Raw genomic sequence first — 14,826 nt, 5'->3', positions numbered from 1 at the left:
TCCAGTCATGGAATTTGATGTGGCCTTCGGTCGTGTCGGCCTCGAAATCGGGGGCGGTGTCGCCCAGCTGAACGGACATGGAAGGTTCTCCTTCTGCTATTGCCGTCGAGGCCAACACGGTAATTCGACGCCGGATTGACAGGAAGAAGAATATTTAACGGCAAAGTGTCGCATGAACCCATATTCACATATTCGTTCTGCACAAAAGAGGATGCGCCGGCTTCAGTCCGAATAGCGCTCGATGCCCACGAAGCTCAGGCGCTCGACGCCCATCCCCTGCGCCGAGGCAAGCAGCTTCGCAACGGGCTCGTATCTCGCAAGCGGGTCGGCCTTGATATGCAGTTCGGGCTGGGGCTCCCGGCGCGAGGCGGCGCGAAGGAGATCGTCGAGCGCGCTCTCCGTCGGCACGGCCGCGCCGTTCCATGACACGGCTCCATCGGCACCGATGACGAGATCGACCACCACCGGCTTTTCCGCCGATGCCGCGCTTTGCGGCTCGGGCAGATCAAGCCTCACGGCATGGGTCTGAATAGGTATCGTGATGATGAGCATGATGAGGAGAACCAGCATGACGTCGATAAGCGGCGTCGTGTTGATCTCGACCATGAAGTCTTCATCGTCGTTGCGAGGCCCCATCGCCATCAGCGCGCCTCCTCACCGGCGCCTGGCTCGGGCGCGGTGATGAAGGCGACCTTGCCGATGCCCGCGCGCGCGCAGGCGGCCATGATGCGGCCCATGAACTCGAAGCGCGTATCCCTGTCGCCGCGAACGTGAATCTCGGGTTGCGGCTTTCGCGCCGCAACCTCGCCGAGCCGCCGCAGAAGCATGTCGCGGTCAGTCATCTTCTCGCTGTTCCAGAAGACGCTCCCGTCCCGATCGACGGCGAGAATGACATTCTCGGGCTTCGTCTGTGTTGCGACGTTCGACGCTCTGGGCAGCCTCACCGGCACGGTTTCAATCGCGACCGGGATCGCGATCAGAAAGACGATGAGGAGCACGAGCATCACATCGACGAGCGGCGTCGTGTTGATCGCCGACATGAGTTCGTCGTCGTCCGCGCCTTCCGAACCGATCCCGAGCGCCATCAGAAGCCCTCCGCTCCCGCTTCCCCGTCAATGCCCGATGAGAATGCGCGTCTGGATTTCGGCGGCGAAGCGGCGCACCTCGTCGAACGCGGCCTTGTTGCGGCGGATGAGCCAGTTATAGGCAAGCACTGCCGGCACGGCCACGGCGAGGCCGATCGCCGTCATGATGAGCGCCTCGCCCACGGGGCCCGCCACCTTGTCGATCGATGCTTGCCCCGCAATGCCGATCGCGATCAGCGCATGATAGATGCCCCATACCGTGCCGAAGAGACCGACGAAAGGCGCGGTGGAACCGACCGTCGCGAGAAAGGCGAGCCCGCGTTGAAGCTCCGCCTGCACGCCGTCGACCGCGCGGCCGAGCGCGGAGCCGGTCCAGTCGATCAGGCTCACCTCGGCGGAAAGCCCGCGAGCGTGCTGCTCCGAGGCGGCGATACCCGCCTCGGCGAGCGAACGGAAGACGCCGCCTTCAGGCAGGCCCTGCAGCGTCTCGGCCATGCTTGCGGATCGCGCGAGCCGCTTCATGGCCTTGCGCGCCTCGGCGAGAAGGGCGCGCTGCTCGGCGAGCTTCACGAAAAGAATGTACCAGCTCCCGGCCGACATGATGGCGAGGATGAGGAGCGTCACCCGCGCGATGAGATCGCCCTGCTGCCACAGGGAGCGAAGCCCGTAAGGATTTTCGGCTGAAGGAGCGGCGGGTTCGTTCATCGCCGCAGCGGGCGCCGATGTGGCGAAGGCTGGCGGCGCCTCATTCGCGGCCGAAGCGCCGCTGCCCGCCATGAGGAAGAATGCCAGCGCCGCCATGAGGAACAGCGCCTGCGCCTTCATCATGACGCGCCCGGTCCGGGCACATGTCGCCTTCACCCCGCGCTTCAAGGCTCCGCTCGTCATCACACTTCCCCCACTTCCCTTCATCACATCTCCGGCGCACGCGAGACGGGCGCCCCTCATTCCTCATCCAGCCGGAAAGTTACCAGATAGCGGTGCCAGACCGCGATTGGCGATCCGCCCTTCATCGCGGGCGTGAAGCGCCAGGATTTCATCGCCTCGCTCGCCACCGCCTTGTCGAGCCGCGCATAGCCGCTCGATTTCTCGATCCGCGCCTCATCGACATCGCCCGACGCCGTCACATGGAGAAGAAGGGCGACGGTGCCCTCCTCGCCCAAGCGGCGCGACATGGCGGGATAAGGCGGCCTGCGGTTCGGCCGCGTCGCATCGCCCTGCGGCGGCGTGATTTCGGGAGCGGACATGGAAGCGGACGGCGCGCTCTCTGCGGCCGCCTTCGCCGGAGGCGCAACCGTCGTGATCGTAGCGCGGGGCGCTTCCTTCTTCGGCGCGCGGGCCACGGCGCGCGGCTTCTGCGCGACGGGCGGCACGGGCTTCGGCGGCGGTGCGATTTCACGCGGCGGTGGCGCGGGAGAGACGCTGCGCGGCGCTTCCGGCGCGGCGATAATCCTCACTTCCACCGGGCTCGAGACCATCTCGAGGGGCGTTTCGGTGAGGCCGTTCGCGAAAGCCCAGATGAACGCCGCATGGAGGAGCAGAACGCCGCCGAGCCCGGCCGCTCGCCGGGCGCTACGCGGCCCTCTCCAATCCCCGCCCGGCATGGTCTCGGCTTTCAGCGCATTGCTCCGTCTTCAACACGGTATCGATGGCGCCAAGCGAGCGGGCCCCTGTCAAGAAAATTCGGGGCCCGGCATGGAACCGCTGGGCCACGCAGCGCCCGGCGCCTCAGAGAGGCTTGTCGTCATCGTCGAGAAGAATGCGCTCGGCCGCGCCGTCGAGATCCTCATATTGCGAGGTCTTGAGCGACCAGAGAAAACCGGCAAGGCCCAGCGCGCCAAGCAGAAGCGCAGCCGGAATGAGATAGACGAGAACGCTCATATGCGCACCTCCGCCTTCTGCCCCCGGTTCAGACGCAACGAATTCAGCGTCACGGTGATCGAGGACGCCGACATCGCGATGGCCGCGATGAGCGGCGTCACGAAGCCCGCAAAGGCGAGCGGGATCGCGACCGCATTATAGGCGAGAGAAAGCCCGAAATTCTCGAAAACGAGACGGCGGGATTTCCGCGCCACCTCGATCGCCTCGACGACGGGCGCGAGCTTCGCGCCCTGGAAGATGAAATCGGCGGCGACCTGGCTCACATCGGCGGCGCTTGCGGGCGAGATCGAGACATGCGCGACGCGGAGCGCCGGCGCATCGTTGAGCCCGTCGCCCACCATCAGAACCTTGCGGCCCTGATCCGCGAGTTCCTTCAGGCGCGCGATCTTCGCATCGGGCCTGGCGCCCGCCCGCCAGACAGAAATGCCGAGCGCATCGGCGGCGCTGCGGGCCGCGGGCTCGCGGTCGCCGGAAAGCAGTTCGATGGCGAAACCGCGCGCCTTCAGCGCCGCGATGGTTTCGACCGCGTCTGCGCGGAGCGTGTCGTTGAAGCGGAAGCAGACGGGCTCGCCCTGTCCGCGTTTCAGCCAGATCTCGGAGCCGCCATGTTCCTCGTCGCCCGCCGCCGCAACGCCGATCCAATCACGGTTGCCGAGCCTGATCGTCCGGCCGTCAAGCGTGCCTTCGAGCCCCTGCCCCGGCTCCTCATGCACGTCGGTGAGCACGGGGAGCGGCACGGCGCCGACGCTTTCGGCAAGCGCGCGGGAAAGCGGATGACGGCTCGTCCGCGCAAGTGCTGCCGCCATGGAAAGGTCGGTGGCGCTGTGGCTCTCCGCATTCACGAGCTCGGGGCGTCCCAGCGTCAGAGTGCCGGTCTTGTCGAAGACGATGGTGTCGATCTCCGCCAGACGCTCGAGCCCGTCGGCCGCCTTCACAAGGACGCCGCGCCGCAGGAGCCGTCCCGTCGCCACCACCTGCACCACGGGCACCGCAAGCCCGAGCGCGCAGGGGCAGGTGACGATCAGCACCGCAATCGCATTGGTGAGCGCGGCCGCATAGCCCGCGCCCATGGAGAGCCAGAAGATGACGGTCGTCAGCGCGAGAACATGGACGCAAGGCGCGTAGATGCGCGCGGCGCGGTCCGCGATGCGGACATAGGCGGAGCGCCCCTGCTCGGCCGTCTCCATGAGGCGGACGATCTCGGACAGCAGCGAGTTTTCATCACGCGCCGTCACCGTCACGCTGAGCGGCGCGGTCATGTTGAGGGTACCCGCGAAAACGGGCGTACCCTGGCGGACCGCCTCCGGCACGCTCTCGCCCGTCACAAGGCTCGTATCGACGTCGCTCTTGCCGCTGGCGACGAGGCCGTCGGCGGGGATGCGGGCGCCCGCGGCAACCGCGACGACCATGCCCGGCTCCAGTGTTTCGACCGCGACGGAGCGTTGCGTGCCGTCCGCCTCTATGACGGTCGCGGCGACCGCGCGAAGGCCCAGCAGGTTCTGCGCCACGGAGCAGGCGCGATTGCGCGCCTGAATGTCGAGATAGCGGCCGATCAGCAGGAAGAAGATGAGCGTGATGCTGGCGTCGAAATAGACATGCTCCGAATTGACGATGGTCTGGACGAGGCTCATCGCGGTCGCGAGCGTGATCGCGAGCGAGATCGGCACGTCCATGTTCATCTGCCGCTTCTTCAGGCTCGCCCAGGCGGAGCGGAAGAAGGGCTGGCCCGAATAGACGATGGCCGGCAGCGCGATGAGCGCGGACACCCAATGAAAGAAGGCCCGCATCTCCGGTTCCATGTCGGTGACGAGCCCTGACCAGACCGACACCGACAGGGTCATCACGTTCATCGAGGCGAAGGCCGCGACGCCCAAGGCGCGAAGAAGTCTCTTCGCCTCGGTCTCATCGAGCACGCCCATGAGCTTCGTATCGAAGGGAACCGCCTCGAAGCCGATGGAGGCGAGCTTGTCGACAATGGCGGAAGCCTTGAGCGCCGCCGCGTCCCAGCGCACCGAAACGCGCTTCGTCGAAAGATTGGCGCGCGCGAAGGTGACGCCATCGAGTTCCTTGAGCGCGCGCTCGATGCGGCCGATGCAGCCGGCGCAATGCATCGACTGCACCACGAGATCGAGCCGCGCCTCGCCGCCGCCCTCGGCGACACGCACGAAGACGCCGGGATCGACCCTCGGCGCCGCGACGGGTTGCTCGTGTCTCGCTCTGTCCGCCATGCCTCTTTCCCTAACGGGCCTTGATGAAGACGCGCTTTTCCTCGACGAAGGTTTCGCCCTTGTCGTCGAGCGCGGCAACGCGGATGGCCCATATGCCGTCATAGGGGAGCAGGAACTGCGCCTCGTAGCGGCCGGGTGCCGTTTCCGCGAGCGGCTTCGCCTGATCGGCGCCGGCCACGACCGGCCGCCAGAAGGTTGCCCGCACCTTGAGCCCCTTGAGCGGCGCGCCGGCGCGATCGGCGAGCGTGAGCACGAGTTGCGTGCCCTGCGGCGCGCTGCCCGGCTTCACATCGAGCGACGACTGCCAGCCGCGCGCCTTCTGCACCTCCATGGCCTCGATGACCTGATTATAGGCCCGACCCTTCTGATAGGCGTCATTGACCTCAAGACCGTCGAAGGTCGCCACCGCCTTGAAGATGAAGTAGCCATTGACCGCGAAGACGATGCCGAAACTCGCAAGGCAGATCGCGAGAAAATGCCAGCCGGTGAACCGGCCGGGACCGGAGGAGGTTGCGTTGTTCGCTGTCATTGCTCAGGCCCTCTGAAGCTCGTCTCCACCTGCGCCGTCTTGCCGGTTTCGGGAATCGTGGCGACAAAACGGATCAGCGCCTCGCCGTCCTGAAGCTGGCCGAGCCGGTCCTTGGGAAGGCTCACGAAGAGCTTCACCGATTTCAGCGTGTCCGCACCGACATCCACGCGCGAGGGATCGCCATTTTCGGCGGTGGTGATGAGATGAGCGCCATCGAGACCCTCAACGCTGACGCGCACGGTGTGCGGATAGGCTTCCTTGTTGATGATCTTGACGTTGTAGCCATTGCGGATGCTGCCATCCGACAGCGTCACGAAAAGCGGGTTGCGGTCGCGCAGAACGCTGACCTCGAGCGTGTGGCGCGTCACCAGCGCGACGAGCATGACGGCGGCGACCACCGCCAGCGCCACCGAATAGACGATCGTGCGGGGGCGCACGAGGTTGAGCTTCGGCGGCAGGCCGGCCTTGCGGCGCTGCTCGTTGCCGAGCGTGTCATAGGCGATGAGGCCCCTCGGGCGGCCGACGCGATCCATGACGTCATCGCAGGCGTCGATGCAGAGCGCGCACTGGATGCATTCGAGCTGCATGCCGTCGCGAATGTCGATGCCCATGGGGCACGCGGCCACGCATTGCGCGCAGTCGATGCAATCGCCGCGGCCTTCCCAGCTCGTGCCCTTCTTGTGCGCGCCGCGCGGCTCGCCGCGGTCGACCTTGTAGCTCACAAGGAAGGAGTGCTCATCGAACATTGCGCCCTGGATGCGCGGCCAGGGGCACATATAGATGCAGACCTGCTCGCGCGCGATGCCGCCGAGCGTATAGGTCGTGAAGGTGAAGAGCGCGATGAAGACATAGGCGAGATAGGGCGCCTCGAAGGTGAAGAGGCTCACCGCCAGTGCCGGCGCATCGGCGAAATAGAAAATCCAGGCGCCGCCCGTCGCCACCGCGACCGCCATCCAGAGCGTGTGCTTGACGCCCTTGCGCCAGAACTTGTTGAAGCTCCAGGGGCTCCGGTCGAGGCGGATGCGCGCCGAGCGATCGCCTTCGATCATGCGTTCGATCAGGATGAAGAGATCGGTCCAGACCGTCTGCGGACAGGTATAGCCGCACCAGACGCGCCCGGCGAGGCTCGTCACCAGGAAGAGCCCGATGGCGGCGAGGATCAGCAGGCCGGTGATGTAATAGAATTCCTGCGGCCAGATCTCGAGGAAGAAGAAATAGAAGCGCCGGCCCGGGAAATCGAGCAGCACCGCCTGATCGGGGAGATGCGGTCCCCGATCCCAGCGCAGCCAGGGCGTGAGGTAATAGATCGACAGCGTCACCGCCATCACGATCCATTTGATACGGCGGAACGTGCCCCGGACGAGTTTCGGCTGAACCTTGACCCGGCTTTCATAGAGCGGGATGACGTTCGGCGAATTCACCGCCTCGATGGGCTCCTCCCCCTCGCGGTGCTGCGCACCGGAAAGAGCGGGCTTCACTTCCGCCACCGCTTCATCGGCAAGAGCCTGAAGCTTCAACTTCTCCTGGGGCATTTTACGCTGCCTTACTTGCCTCCGCCGAGGGAGTGGACATAGAGAGCGAGTTCCTTGACCGTGCCGGTGCCGAGGCGAGCGCCCCAGGCCGGCATCACGCCATTGCGGCCATGCGCGATCGTCGCCACGAGCGAGGCCTTGTCGCCGCCATAGAGCCAGATCGCATCGGTCAGGTTCGGCGCGCCAAGCTCCTGATTGCCCTTCGCGTCGGCGCCGTGGCACGACGCACAGTTCTGGGCATAGACTTCGGCGCCCCGCCCGGCCGCCTTCGCATCGGTCGCGGCATCGTTGAGCGAGAGCACATATTCGGCGACGTCGTTCACCTGCTCGCGCTTGAGCATGCCGTCATCGAGGAAGCGCGGCATCTGGTTCTGGCGCGTGTTCTCGTCGGCATCCCAGCGGATGCCATGGGCGATGGTCGTCTGAATGTCGGCAAGCGTGCCGCCCCAGAGCCAGTCGTCATCGTTGAGATTGGGGAAGCCGTTGCCGCCCTGCGCGCCCGAGCCGTGGCAGCCCGCGCAGTTGTCGCCGAAGGCCGCCTTGCCGCCAGCGAGCGCCACTTCCAGCAGGTTTTCGTTCTTCGCGATCTCCTCGATGGGCGTCTCCTCGATCACCTTGAGCGTTTCGGCGCGGCTCGCGGCGATGGCCTTGAGCTGAGCCGCGACGTCATTGCGTTCGGTGTAGCCGGCGACGCCCTTCGTGTAGGTCCAGCCCTCTCCCGTGAGATAAGGCCAGGCCGGATAGACGACCCAGTAGCCCACCGCCCACACGATGCACGCGAAGAAGAGATAGGCCCACCACTTCGGCAGAGGGTTGTTGAGCTCGCGAATACCGTCCCACTCATGGCCGGTCGTCGTCGTTCCCGACACCTCGTCCACATGCACCTTCTCACTCATGGCCGGGGGCCCCCTTCATCGTCGTTCAACGGCAAGCGTGCAAGATGTTCAAAAGTCCGCGCGTTGCTCGGCCAGAGCGCATAGCCGAGCGCCGCCACGAACAGGGTGATGAAGATCGCCAGGCCGGCCATACCCGCCCATGCCGATGCGAATCCGTGTGCCATCATGGTGTCACCTCACTGATTGAAGTCGGCATTCTCGTAGGCATTGAAGTCCACGAGTGTGCCAAGCATCTGGAGGTAGGCGATCATCGCGTCGAGCTCCGTGATCTCCTTCGGATTGCCGTCGAAGTCGCGCGCGACGGCCTTCGGATAGCGCGCCATCAGCCCTTCGGTGTCGGCCTCGCTCGAAGCCTGCGCCTCGAGGTCGGCCTTGGCATTCGCGATGTCCTCATCCGTATAGGGAACGCCTGTGACGCGAAGCGCCTTCATGTCGTTCTCGATCTGCCTGTAATTGAGCGGCGTCGTGGCGAGGAACGGGTAGCCAGGCATGATCGATTCCGGCACGATCTTGCGCGGGCTCGCCATATGAAGGCGATGCCACTCGTCCGAATACTTCCCGCCGATACGGGCGAGATCCGGACCGTTGCGCTTCGAGCCCCACTGGAAGGGGTGGTCGTACTTGCTCTCGGCCGCGAGCGAATAGTGGCCGTAGCGCTCAACCTCGGCCCGCAGCGAGCGGACCATCTGGCTGTGGCAGAGATAGCAGCCCTCGCGGATATAGATGTTTCGACCCGCCAGTTCGAGTGGCGAGTAAGGCCGCACGCCCTTCACATCCTCGATCGTCGTCTTGATGAGGAAGGTGGGGACGATCTCGACGATGCCGCCGATCGACACCGCCATGAGCGAGAGCAGAAGCAGGAGGATCGAGTTCTTTTCGATCGTGGCGTGAGTGAATCTGGACATGCGATCCTCCTCACTCAGCCGGCTGCGCGGCGAGCTGCGGCGTTGCCACAGGCTCGGCGACAGGCTCGCTCTCGCGGATGTCACCGCGGATCGTGCGCCAGCAATTATAGACCATGATCAGGGCTCCAGCGAGATAGAGGGCACCGCCCAATGCGCGGATGACGAAGAAGGGATGCATCGCCGCGACCGTCTCCACGAAGGAGTAGACGAGGAAGCCCTGCGCGTCATAGGCGCGCCACATCAGACCCTGCAGGATGCCCGACACCCACATGGAGGTGATGTAGAGCACGATGCCGAGGGTCGCGATCCAGAAGTGCCAGTTCACGAGCGCGAGCGAATAGAGGCGCTTACGCTTCCAGAGCCAGGGCACGAGGCAGTAGACGGAGCCGAAGGTCACGAAGCCGACCCAGCCCATCGCGCCGGAATGGACGTGTCCGATCGTCCAGTCGGTGTAGTGCGAGAGCGAGTTCACAGCCTTGATCGACATGACTGGACCTTCGAAGGTCGACATGCCGTAGAAGGCGACCGAGACGACGAGCATGCGGATGACGGGATCGGTCCTGAGCTTGTCCCATGCGCCCGAGAGCGTCATCAGGCCGTTGATCATGCCGCCCCAGCTCGGCATCCAGAGGATGATCGAGAAGGTCATGCCGAGGGTCTGCGCCCAGTCGGGCAGCGCCGTGTAGTGCAGATGGTGGGGACCGGCCCAGATATAGGTGAAGATCAGCGCCCAGAAATGGACGATCGAAAGCCGGTAGGAATAGACGGGACGCTCGGCGCGCTTCGGCACGAAGTAGTACATCATGCCGAGGAAGCCCGCTGTCAGGAAGAAACCCACCGCATTGTGGCCGTACCACCACTGGATCAGCGCATCCTGCACACCCGAGAAGAGGGCATGGCTCTTGCTGCCGAAGACGGTCGCCGGAATCGACAAGTTATTGCCGAGATGCAGCATCGCGATGGTGACGATGAAGGCGAGGTAGAACCAGTTCGCCACATAGATGTGCGGCTCCTTGCGCCGCATCAACGTGCCGAGGAAAACGAGCAGATAGGTGACCCAGACGAGCGTCAGCCAGATGTCGGCGTACCACTCGGGCTCGGCATATTCGCGGCTCTCCGTCACGCCCATCAGATAGCCCGTGGCGGCGATGACGATGAAGAGGTTGTAGCCCCAGAAGACGAACCAGGGCGCAAGATTGCCCGCGAGCCGGGCGCGGCAGGTTCGCTGCACGACATAGAAGGAGGTCGCAATGAGCGCGTTGCCGCCCATCGCGAAAATCACGCCGGATGTGTGGACAGGACGAAGCCTGCCGAAATTCAGAAAGGCGAGATCGAAGTTCAGCGCCGGAAAGGCCAGCTCGCTCGCGATATAGACGCCCGCAAGCATGCCCGCCACGCCCCAGAAGAGGGTCGCAATCACGCCCGCCTTGACGACGTTGTCGTTGTAACCGACGCCGTCATCGGCATCCGGGCGACGCTCGAGCGCCCGGAAATGGCGCACGCCGATCGCCATGATGGCGGTTGCGAAAGAGAGAGTGAAAACCCAGGCGTGAATCGCCATCGGGATGTCGACGGCCTTCGCCGCGACGATCAAACCCATGACAGCCCCAGCCGCCAACAACAGAATGGCGACATAGGATGAGGTTGTCATTGTTCCGTAGAGACGCTGTGCCGCCCCGCCCGAAACCGCCATGTGACGATCTCCTTCAGTTTATCCGTGGCATTCACCATGCCGACCGGCCTTCTACGATAAAATCCGGTAATGTACGTAGGGCGGTTCGCCGCTGCGGGACATTGACGCAGCCACGAGATATTCAGCGCAGGGGGCATGGAACTTGCTTCACGCGAAAAATTCGGCGCTTCAAGCAAGAAATTAAAGCGTCAGAGCTGAAGCTTCGCGCCGTTGTCCGACAGGGCCCGATCAATCGTGCTCATCAACTGATCCTCGTCGACCGGCTTGTCGAGAAAGGCGAGCGCGCCGGACCTTTGCGCGCGCGCGCGGAGGCCCGCATCGCTGCGGCCGGTCATCACGATCGTCGGAATGTCGTTGTGCTTCTCGCGAAGCGTCTCGAGCAGCTCGAGGCCGCTCATGCCCGGCATGTGAAGGTCGAGAAGGAGACAGCCTCCTTCCTCGCCATCGGCCGAGAGAAACGCGCCCGCGGAATCATATTCGCGGACGGTCAGGCCATGTGCCTCCAGCAAACTACGCATGGAATCGCGCACCGCGTCGTCATCATCGACGACATGCACCATACGCTGCGAACCCATTCCTACCCATCCCTCAAAGGCGACCCCGCTTCTTATGGACAGATATAGGTGCGCGACATCGCCCCGGATATACGGATTTTTCCCTAGAATCGGGCCATTTCACGCCAATCGACCGACAATTAGGGGGATTCCGGCTCGCAGCACGCCGGCCGCCTTTGATATTTCAGGCCGGCAGGACGCCGGCTGTCATGGCGATACGAACGAGGTCGGAAAGGCTGCGCGCCTGCATCTTCTCCATCAGATGCGCGCGGTGGATCTCGACGGTGCGTGGCGAAATGCCCAGCTCATGCGCGATGACCTTGTTGGGCTGGCCGGCGACGAGATGAACGAGAACCTCCCGCTCGCGCGGCGTGAGTACGGCGATGCGCTCTCCGGCGAGCTGCGCGCTCGCGGCTTCGGCCCGCTGGCTGTCGCTCATTGCGCGGGCACGGTCCACGCTCGCCAGCAATTGCTCGTCGTCATAGGGCTTTTCGATGAAGTCTATGGCACCGGCCTTCATCGCCCTGACGGCAAGCGGAACGTCGCCATGTCCAGTCACGATGATAACGGGCAAACCGATCTTGCGCCTTCCCAGCTCCTCTTGAAGCGCCAGACCGTCCATATCCGGCATGCGTATATCGGCGACGAGGCAGGCCCCGCGCCCCGGCGCCACGACGGAGAGAAAGGAGGCGGCGGAATCGTAATCTTCGACATCGTATTTCGCCGATTCGAGCAGCGCGCGCAGCGAATCGCGCACGTCGGCGTCATCGTCGACAATGAAGATGGTCGGCTCAGTCTTCATCGCTCTCGTCCCCGGAAGCTCCGACCGGCAGGCGGAACGAGAATGTCACGCCATGCGGTTCATGCGGCACCGCCCAGATTTCTCCCCCATGCGCCTCGATGATCGAACGGCATATAGAAAGGCCGATGCCCATGCCATGTTCCTTGGTCGTCGTGAAGGGTCTGAAGAGATTTTCCGCCACTTCGGGAGCAAGGCCGGGCCCCGTATCGGAAACGGAGACGGTCACTGTATCCGGCGTTTCCAGCCGGGTTTCGATCGCAAGCTCGCGGCGGGGAACGGCCTGCATGGCCTCGACGCTGTTGCGGATCAGGTTGAGAGTGACCTGCTGGATCTGGATCTTGTCCATGAGAACGAAAGGGAGCGCGGGATCGAGCTTGACGCTCACGCGCACATTCGCCTCCGCAACGCCGACAAGGCCGAGCGCGATCGCCTCATCCATGACCTGATTCAGATTCTCGAAGGCGCGGATCGTCTTGCCCTTCTCGATGAACTCGCGAAGACGCCGGATGATCTGGCCCGCGCGCGCGGTCTGCGCGCCCGCCTTCTCAATCAGCTCGGCCGCGCGCGCCACCTGCGGATCGTCGAGATCGTCGATCGTGCGGCGCGCCGCCTTCACATAGTTCATGATGGCCGAGAGCGGCTGGTTCAGCTCATGCGCAAGCGCGGAAGCCATCTGGCCCATGGCGCTCAGCCGGGAGACGTGCAGAAGCTCGGACTGCAGGTCCTGAAGCCTGCGCTCGGTGCTGCGCCGCTCCGTGATGTCGTGCAGAAAGCCCGTGAAGAGACGGCGCTGGCCGACGAGAATCTCGCCGACGGCAAGCTCCATCGGAAATGTGCTGCCGTCGCGGCGCAGCCCGACGACGACCCGGCCGATGCCGATGATGCGTTTTTCCCCGGTCCTGAGATAACGCTCCAGATAGCCGTCATGCTGCTCGCGATAGGGCGAGGGCATGAGCATCTTCACGTTCTTGCCGATGACCTCGGCGAAGGCATAGCCGAACAGCCGCTCGGCGGCGGGGCTGAAGGATTCGATCTGCCCGCGCTCGTCGATGATGACGATCGCATCGGGCACCGTTTCCAGAATGGAACTCAGCCGCGCCTCGCGCTCCCTCAGCGCGTGCTCCTGCACGCGGCGCGCCGTGATGTCGTGGATGATGCCGACGAACATGCTCTGGCCGCCGACGCTGCCCTCTCCCACCGAGAGATACATCGGGAAGGTCGTGCCGTCCTTGCGCCGGGCCACGACCTCGCGGCCAATGCCGATGATGCGCTTCTCGCGCGTCGAGCGGTAATGGGCGAGATACCCGTCATGCTCCTCGCGATAGGGCGAAGGCATGAGCATCTTCACGTTGCGGCCGACCACCTCGTCGGCGCGATAGCCGAACAGCCGTTCGCAGGCCACGTTGAATACCTGCACGGTGCCGACATCGTCGATGATGACGATGCCGTCGACGGCCGTCGCCAGCAATGCTTCGAGGCGCGCGCGGCTTTCATCTTCATTGGCGCCGGCGACAGAAAAATCCGACATCGGTAACGGACACCTCCGGGCCTGAAACGCCCAAATTCAATTTACCCAGACAGGCCGCGTTTGACTACCGGTTGCCCGCTACCCCTCATGCACAAAACCCTTCATTTTATGGCACTATTCCGGGGCAGGCGAAGGCGGCTCCCCGTTGAGGAAAGGGCTGCCCGGCCCCTGCCAATTCGAGGCATGGGAGTTCGGTAATGCGCGCAATGGTGCTGGAGGAGGCGGGCCGGCCGCTCGTCATGAAGGAGCTTCCCGACCCGCTTCCGGGCCCGGGCGAAATCCGCGTCCGCGTCGCGGCCTGCGGCGTTTGCAGAACCGATCTTCACGTCGTCGATGGCGACCTGCCGCAGCCTTCGCTACCGCTCATCCCCGGCCATGAGATCGTCGGCCATGTGGACATGATCGGGGCGGGCGTCACGGGCTTCCACATGGGCGAGCGCGTCGGCATCCCCTGGCTCGGGCATACATGCGGCGCCTGCGACTATTGCCGGGCCGGGCGCGAGAACCTTTGCGACCATCCGCTCTTCACCGGCTATACGCGCAATGGCGGCTATGCGACCCATGCGGTCGCGGACGCGTCCTACGCCTTTCCACTCGGCGCGCTCGGCGAGGACGGCGCCATCGCTCCCCTGCTCTGCGCGGGACTGATCGGATGGCGCTCGCTCGTGCTGGCGGGCGAGGGAAAGGCGCTCGGCATTTACGGCTTCGGCGCGGCCGGGCACATCGTGCTTCAGGTCGCCCGCGCGCAGGGCCGCAAGGTATTCACCTTCAGCCGTCCTGGCGACCGGGAAGCGGAGGCCTTCGCGCGGCAGCTCGGCGCCGACTGGGCGGGAGGCTCCGACGAGATGCCGCCCGAAGCGCTCGACGCCGCCATCATCTATGCGCCGGTCGGCAGCCTCGTTCCCGCCGCGCTCCGCGCCACGCGCAAGGGCGGCAGGGTCGTCTGCGCGGGCATCCATATGAGCGATATTCCGAGTTTCCCATACCGCATCCTCTGGGAGGAGCGACAGCTTCTCTCCGTCGCCAATCTGACACGGCAGGACGCGAGGGACTTTCTGCGCGTCGCGGACGAGGCGGGCATCCGCACGACGACGACGCTCTATCCGCTCGCCCGCGCGAACGAGGCCCTCGACGATTTGCGCGCGGGCAGGCTTCAGGGGGCTGCCGTCCTCATTCCCTGAGGGCCTCGCCGG

Annotated in this window: 16 protein-coding genes and 1 pseudogene; 1 reads left to right on the top strand and 16 read right to left on the bottom strand. The window is 64.7% G+C overall.

The features are described from left to right. The 16 genes and pseudogenes from WBG82_RS06100 to WBG82_RS06025 form a co-directional block, all read right to left on the bottom strand. Positions 1 to 79: pseudogene (locus tag WBG82_RS06100) on the bottom strand (peroxiredoxin); the annotation flags it as partial. 143 nt (positions 80 to 222) lie between these two features. Continuing rightward, positions 223 to 642 (bottom strand): ExbD/TolR family protein, encoded by a 420-nt coding sequence (locus WBG82_RS06095; protein WP_424422646.1) that lies wholly within the window; start codon positions 640 to 642, stop codon positions 223 to 225. Beyond that, positions 642 to 1,085, bottom strand: a complete 444-nt coding sequence (locus tag WBG82_RS06090) for an ExbD/TolR family protein (RefSeq protein ID WP_424422644.1) — start codon at positions 1,083 to 1,085, stop codon at positions 642 to 644. The genes WBG82_RS06095 and WBG82_RS06090 overlap by 1 nt, the downstream gene beginning before the upstream one ends. A 27-nt stretch (positions 1,086 to 1,112) precedes the next feature. Beyond that, positions 1,113 to 1,973, bottom strand: a complete 861-nt coding sequence (locus WBG82_RS06085) for a MotA/TolQ/ExbB proton channel family protein (RefSeq protein WP_424422642.1) — start codon at positions 1,971 to 1,973, stop codon at positions 1,113 to 1,115. Between the two features lie 56 nt (positions 1,974 to 2,029). Beyond that, positions 2,030 to 2,689 carry an energy transducer TonB gene (locus WBG82_RS06080; protein WP_424422640.1) on the bottom strand — a complete coding sequence of 220 codons (660 nt, stop codon included), beginning with the start codon at positions 2,687 to 2,689 and terminating at the stop codon, positions 2,030 to 2,032. Positions 2,690 to 2,813: 124 nt separating this feature from the next. After that, positions 2,814 to 2,966, bottom strand: a complete 153-nt coding sequence (ccoS, locus tag WBG82_RS06075; protein WP_324300341.1) for a cbb3-type cytochrome oxidase assembly protein CcoS — start codon at positions 2,964 to 2,966, stop codon at positions 2,814 to 2,816. After that, the gene (locus WBG82_RS06070; protein WP_424422637.1) at positions 2,963 to 5,194 is read right to left on the bottom strand and encodes a heavy metal translocating P-type ATPase; all 2,232 of its coding nucleotides are present in this window, start codon (positions 5,192 to 5,194) and stop codon (positions 2,963 to 2,965) included. Before WBG82_RS06070 ends, ccoS begins: the two co-directional genes overlap by 4 nt. A gap of 10 nt (positions 5,195 to 5,204) precedes the next feature. After that, entirely contained in the window at positions 5,205 to 5,723 is a 519-nt protein-coding gene (locus tag WBG82_RS06065; RefSeq protein WP_424422634.1) for a FixH family protein, read from the bottom strand. After that, a complete protein-coding gene (gene ccoG, locus WBG82_RS06060) occupies positions 5,720 to 7,255 on the bottom strand; it encodes a cytochrome c oxidase accessory protein CcoG (RefSeq protein WP_424422632.1) in 1,536 nt (511 codons plus the stop codon). Before ccoG ends, WBG82_RS06065 begins: the two co-directional genes overlap by 4 nt. Before the next feature lie 11 nt (positions 7,256 to 7,266). Next, entirely contained in the window at positions 7,267 to 8,151 is an 885-nt protein-coding gene (gene ccoP / locus WBG82_RS06055) for a cytochrome-c oxidase, cbb3-type subunit III (protein ID WP_424422629.1), read from the bottom strand. Further along, a complete protein-coding gene (locus WBG82_RS06050) occupies positions 8,148 to 8,318 on the bottom strand; it encodes a cbb3-type cytochrome c oxidase subunit 3 (protein ID WP_324300350.1) in 171 nt (56 codons plus the stop codon). Before WBG82_RS06050 ends, ccoP begins: the two co-directional genes overlap by 4 nt. Positions 8,319 to 8,327: 9 nt before the next feature. After that, positions 8,328 to 9,056, bottom strand: a complete 729-nt coding sequence (ccoO, locus tag WBG82_RS06045) for a cytochrome-c oxidase, cbb3-type subunit II (protein ID WP_424422626.1) — start codon at positions 9,054 to 9,056, stop codon at positions 8,328 to 8,330. 10 nt (positions 9,057 to 9,066) lie between these two features. Continuing rightward, complete coding sequence (gene ccoN, locus WBG82_RS06040; protein WP_424422650.1) at positions 9,067 to 10,707, bottom strand: cytochrome-c oxidase, cbb3-type subunit I; 1,641 nt, start codon at positions 10,705 to 10,707, stop codon at positions 9,067 to 9,069. Positions 10,708 to 10,937: 230 nt separating this feature from the next. Continuing rightward, positions 10,938 to 11,324, bottom strand: coding sequence for a response regulator transcription factor (locus WBG82_RS06035; protein ID WP_424422624.1), 387 nt, complete (start codon positions 11,322 to 11,324; stop codon positions 10,938 to 10,940). 163 nt (positions 11,325 to 11,487) lie between these two features. After that, a complete protein-coding gene (fixJ, locus tag WBG82_RS06030; RefSeq protein WP_424422622.1) occupies positions 11,488 to 12,105 on the bottom strand; it encodes a response regulator FixJ in 618 nt (205 codons plus the stop codon). Continuing rightward, the gene (locus WBG82_RS06025) at positions 12,095 to 13,633 is read right to left on the bottom strand and encodes a PAS domain-containing sensor histidine kinase (protein WP_424422620.1); all 1,539 of its coding nucleotides are present in this window, start codon (positions 13,631 to 13,633) and stop codon (positions 12,095 to 12,097) included. The genes fixJ and WBG82_RS06025 overlap by 11 nt, the downstream gene beginning before the upstream one ends. A gap of 197 nt (positions 13,634 to 13,830) precedes the next feature. On the opposite strand from WBG82_RS06025, the gene WBG82_RS06020 reads away from it, so the two are divergent. Beyond that, complete coding sequence (locus tag WBG82_RS06020; RefSeq protein WP_424422618.1) at positions 13,831 to 14,814, top strand: zinc-dependent alcohol dehydrogenase family protein; 984 nt, start codon at positions 13,831 to 13,833, stop codon at positions 14,812 to 14,814. The last annotated feature ends 12 nt before the right edge of the window (positions 14,815 to 14,826 follow it).

The organism is Parvibaculum sp., assembly GCF_049671045.1.
Classification (GTDB): Bacteria; Pseudomonadota; Alphaproteobacteria; order Parvibaculales; family Parvibaculaceae; genus Parvibaculum.
The sequence above is the reverse complement of the archived record's forward strand: the minus strand, read 5'-3'. Positions and strand labels throughout refer to the sequence as shown.

What these genes read in the sequence shown, in the direction of transcription:
- WBG82_RS06095 (WP_424422646.1), bottom strand. Translation starts at nt 642, where the DNA reads ATGGCGATGGGGCCTCGCAACGACGATGAAGACTTCATGGTCGAGATC.
- WBG82_RS06090 (WP_424422644.1), bottom strand. Translation starts at nt 1,085, where the DNA reads ATGGCGCTCGGGATCGGTTCGGAAGGCGCGGACGACGACGAACTCATG.
- WBG82_RS06085 (WP_424422642.1), bottom strand. Translation starts at nt 1,973, where the DNA reads ATGACGAGCGGAGCCTTGAAGCGCGGGGTGAAGGCGACATGTGCCCGG.
- WBG82_RS06080 (WP_424422640.1), bottom strand. Translation starts at nt 2,689, where the DNA reads ATGCCGGGCGGGGATTGGAGAGGGCCGCGTAGCGCCCGGCGAGCGGCC.
- ccoS (WP_324300341.1), bottom strand. Translation starts at nt 2,966, where the DNA reads ATGAGCGTTCTCGTCTATCTCATTCCGGCTGCGCTTCTGCTTGGCGCG.
- WBG82_RS06070 (WP_424422637.1), bottom strand. Translation starts at nt 5,194, where the DNA reads ATGGCGGACAGAGCGAGACACGAGCAACCCGTCGCGGCGCCGAGGGTC.
- WBG82_RS06065 (WP_424422634.1), bottom strand. Translation starts at nt 5,723, where the DNA reads ATGACAGCGAACAACGCAACCTCCTCCGGTCCCGGCCGGTTCACCGGC.
- ccoG (WP_424422632.1), bottom strand. Translation starts at nt 7,255, where the DNA reads ATGCCCCAGGAGAAGTTGAAGCTTCAGGCTCTTGCCGATGAAGCGGTG.
- ccoP (WP_424422629.1), bottom strand. Translation starts at nt 8,151, where the DNA reads ATGAGTGAGAAGGTGCATGTGGACGAGGTGTCGGGAACGACGACGACC.
- WBG82_RS06050 (WP_324300350.1), bottom strand. Translation starts at nt 8,318, where the DNA reads ATGATGGCACACGGATTCGCATCGGCATGGGCGGGTATGGCCGGCCTG.
- ccoO (WP_424422626.1), bottom strand. Translation starts at nt 9,056, where the DNA reads ATGTCCAGATTCACTCACGCCACGATCGAAAAGAACTCGATCCTCCTG.
- ccoN (WP_424422650.1), bottom strand. Translation starts at nt 10,707, where the DNA reads ATGACAACCTCATCCTATGTCGCCATTCTGTTGTTGGCGGCTGGGGCT.
- WBG82_RS06035 (WP_424422624.1), bottom strand. Translation starts at nt 11,324, where the DNA reads ATGGGTTCGCAGCGTATGGTGCATGTCGTCGATGATGACGACGCGGTG.
- fixJ (WP_424422622.1), bottom strand. Translation starts at nt 12,105, where the DNA reads ATGAAGACTGAGCCGACCATCTTCATTGTCGACGATGACGCCGACGTG.
- WBG82_RS06025 (WP_424422620.1), bottom strand. Translation starts at nt 13,633, where the DNA reads ATGTCGGATTTTTCTGTCGCCGGCGCCAATGAAGATGAAAGCCGCGCG.
- WBG82_RS06020 (WP_424422618.1), top strand. Translation starts at nt 13,831, where the DNA reads ATGCGCGCAATGGTGCTGGAGGAGGCGGGCCGGCCGCTCGTCATGAAG.